This is a genomic window from Thalassotalea sp. G20_0 (genome assembly GCF_017744175.1).
GTDB lineage: Bacteria > Pseudomonadota > Gammaproteobacteria > Pseudomonadales > Endozoicomonadaceae > Endozoicomonas.
In genome coordinates this window covers 1-2,449 of record NZ_JAGHQV010000152.1, presented here as the reverse complement: position 1 = coordinate 2,449, position 2,449 = coordinate 1, and the positions used below count along the sequence as shown (strand labels likewise).

The window sequence follows — 2,449 nt, the reverse complement described above, 5'->3', positions numbered from 1 at the left end:
TACCGGACGACCCTGTGGAGGCCGCACTCTCTGAGTGGCTGGAAGCCCAGGGGCGGAATCCGTTTATGGAAATTACCGTGCCGGATGCGGCGATCCGCCTGATACAGGCTTGTGGTCGTCTATTGCGGACGGAGCAGGATCGTGGTCGCATCACGATTATGGATCGACGGCTGGTTACCGCCAGGTATGGTCAGATGATCATGAACTCTCTGCCGCCGTTTAACCGGATTATCGAGTCGACTGTTCAGAAAAATAAGGTTCAAAGTTAATGGAATAGTGGTTTAGGCTACTTCTATTCAGGTGTTTTATTTGATACGGTGGTTCGGTTTTTTTATCAGACACGGCTAATGTATCGATTAAAAAATAACCTGAAAATTGCTGTTGAGCTGTTTCATAATCTGCTCCCGGATGCCTGTCAAAGGCAGAAGTACAAGTGACGGGCGGTAGCGTGCTTTTCAGTTATGGTTGTAACTTATAATGTGTCCCTTTGAGACAGGACAAAATAGAGTTAGCTTCCGTAACCGACAACACAACCGGGCGTTCTTTTGGGCGTTTTGCTTTTAACCAGTCATTGATTGTTAAACTGTCACGCCCGAGCGCTTGCTTGTACAAAAAGACCAGGGCACTCAATGCCTGCTGCTGAGTACTGACAGCAACGTGTTTTTTCATTACCAGATGAGTGAGAAAATCACGGACATCATCACCAGTCAGTAAATCGGGGTGGCGCATTTTATGAAATTTGATAAAGCGTTTAATCCAATCCCAGTAGCTGCGCTCGGTAGACAGAGAGTAACCGGCAGAGCGAATGGCAATTTGAAAGCGTTCTTGTAATCTCATATAAGTCCTGCTCAATACTGTGTTTTTATACAGTAAAAGCTAGTTCGTATATGTAGAAAATCAACTGAATGGTTAACCTGTTGTTTTAAATGAAAATAAAGCAATCTGTAATCACACGGGTTGCTTGACCGAAAAATATACAAATCACAAAATGCGAATCAGAAGGTATAGCCTTTAAAATGCAGAACGCAGTGCAAGCCACGCTTTATGGGGGTATCGGCTGGTACGTATAGCGAATCTACAGTATGTTATGCGAAACTGACTCGTGTAAACGACTGTTATGTGCCTACGATAATTCGTCATATAAAATACAGATTTAGTATTTTATAATTTAAAGATTTTACATAGAGAGGATGAAAAACATGGATTTTGTGGAGCGCTTACAATCTCTATCAAAGAAGCTGGCAACTGTTTCTGGCAGTTTGGCAACTGAGGAAGCTACAAAGAATGCATTGGTGATGCCATTCCTGCATTCAGTTTTGGGTTATGATGTATTCGATCCTGGTGAGGTAATACCTGAGTTTACGGCAGATACCGGAACCAAAAAGGGTGAAAAGGTAGACTATGCGCTGATGAAGGATGGAGTCGTTCAGATTCTGATTGAGTGCAAAAAACATGGAGATCAATTGTCAACTAAGCATGCTAGCCAGCTGTTCAGGTATTTCTCTGTAACAAACGCTCGTATAGCAATTCTTACAAATGGCGCGCAGTATGAGTTTTATACTGACTTGGATGCTCCAAATAAAATGGATGATAAGCCATTCCTTATTTTGAATTTGGAAGACTTAGATGAGCATATAATTCCTGAAGTAAAAAAATTAACAAAATCATCTTTTGATGTTGATTCTGTTGTTGATGCTGCTGGTGAGTTAAAATATCTTAATCAAATTAAAAAAATATTAGCAGAACAGTTCCATGAACCAAGTGAGGAGTTTGTTAAATTCTTAACATCAAAGGTTTATGATGGTGTTCAAACAGCAAAAGTGAAATCACAGTTTTTAGAAATTTCTAAAAAAGCTTTGAAGCAATTTCTAAATGATAGTGTGAATGCACGGCTAAAGTCTGCGATTGGCAATGAGTCAAGGGAAGACATCAAAGTTGAGGAATCTCAACAGATTACTTCTGGTTCTGAAGATGCTTCTGGAAAGTCAAAAATAGAAACTACACTGGAGGAAATTGAAGGCTTTAACATTGTAAAAGCAATATTGCGTCAAAAGGTAGATGTACAAAGAATTCATCAAAGGGATACTCAGAGTTATTTTGGTATTCTCTTGGATGATAATAATCGTAAGCCTATTTGTCGTTTGCACTTCAATGCTAAGCAAAAATATATTGGTATTTTTGATGAGAATAGAAGTGAGGCTCGTCATCCAATTGAAAATATTGATGACATATTCAAATTCTCAGACCAACTTCAACAAACTATATCGTTGTACGAGTAAACGGCACATAACGAATAAGGATAGATTGCGCCCAGCCGCAATCTATCCTGTTGTTGCACAAGCCCGGGTTGATTTCTGGCGAGGAAGGTCTATTGAAGTTTACTTTTCTGGTTGATCTTGAATCAGAGCGTTTTTTCAGAACGCTATATATTCAGGATGAGTGTCTCCCG

At 40.1% G+C, this 2,449-nt stretch carries 3 protein-coding genes; 2 read left to right on the top strand and 1 reads right to left on the bottom strand.

Translation table 11 applies throughout. From position 1 onward, the window contains the following. Positions 1-269: helicase C-terminal domain-containing protein (locus J7438_RS25125; protein WP_286196926.1), on the top strand; the 269-nt coding region annotated here is incomplete at its 5' end. Positions 270-459: 190 nt separating this feature from the next. Here J7438_RS25125 and J7438_RS25120 read toward each other — a convergent pair. Continuing rightward, the gene (locus J7438_RS25120) at positions 460-837 is read right to left on the bottom strand and encodes a phage integrase N-terminal SAM-like domain-containing protein (RefSeq protein WP_209278786.1); all 378 of its coding nucleotides are present in this window, start codon (positions 835-837) and stop codon (positions 460-462) included. Positions 838-1,199: 362 nt separating this feature from the next. Between J7438_RS25120 and J7438_RS25115 the strand changes: the two genes are divergently transcribed. Further along, complete coding sequence (locus J7438_RS25115) at positions 1,200-2,279, top strand: type I restriction endonuclease (RefSeq protein WP_209278785.1); 1,080 nt, start codon at positions 1,200-1,202, stop codon at positions 2,277-2,279. Positions 2,280-2,449 lie beyond the last annotated feature (170 nt).